Raw genomic sequence first — 664 nt, 5'->3', positions numbered from 1 at the left:
GCAAGAAGCTCGATTAACCCGCCGAACGGCCGATGCGGATCTGCTTGCGCGCACTGCGTGTCAGGCGGATCAACAGCATCAGCGCGGCGCAGGTCAAGCCGGCAATCAACCCCTCCCACAGACCGCTCGGGCCCCGGGCCGCTCCGAACCAATCGGTCAGGCCCAGGGCGTAGCCCACCGGCAAACCAATCCCCCAGTAAGCGAACAGGGTCAGGATCATGGTCACCCGAGTGTCCTGATAGCCGCGCAGCGCGCCAGCGGCGGTGACCTGAATGCCATCGGAAAACTGGAACAATGCCGAGTACACGATGAGCATCGAGGCTACCTGGATCACCATCGGGTCGTTGGTGTAGATCGAGGCGATGGGTTCACGCAGCAGGTACATCAGGCTTGCCGACAGGCAGGCGTAGGCCAGTGCCGCGCCCATGCCGACTCCGGCGCTGAAGCGTGCGTCGCGCGGTTGCTGACGGCCCAGAGACTGGCCGACCCGTACTGTTACGGCCATGGCCAGGGAGTAGGGGATCATGAACATCAGGGCGCTGACGTTGAGGGCAATCTGGTGTCCGGCCACTACCGTGGCACCCAGGCTGCCGATCAACAGGGCGATGACCGCGAAGATGCTCGACTCGGCGAACACCGCGATGCCGATGGGCAGGCCGACACT

At 64.3% G+C, this 664-nt stretch carries 1 protein-coding gene; it reads right to left on the bottom strand.

What is annotated here, in order from left to right:
* Positions 1–13 precede the first annotated feature (13 nt).
* The coding region (locus Q7C21_RS22360; protein WP_375151137.1) for an MATE family efflux transporter at positions 14–664 on the bottom strand (651 nt) is incomplete at its 5' end.

This window comes from Pantoea sp. ANP04, from assembly GCF_041982285.1.
Classification (GTDB): domain Bacteria; phylum Pseudomonadota; class Gammaproteobacteria; order Enterobacterales; family Enterobacteriaceae; genus Pantoea; species Pantoea eucalypti.
This window is presented reverse-complemented; position numbering and strand designations above follow the sequence as displayed.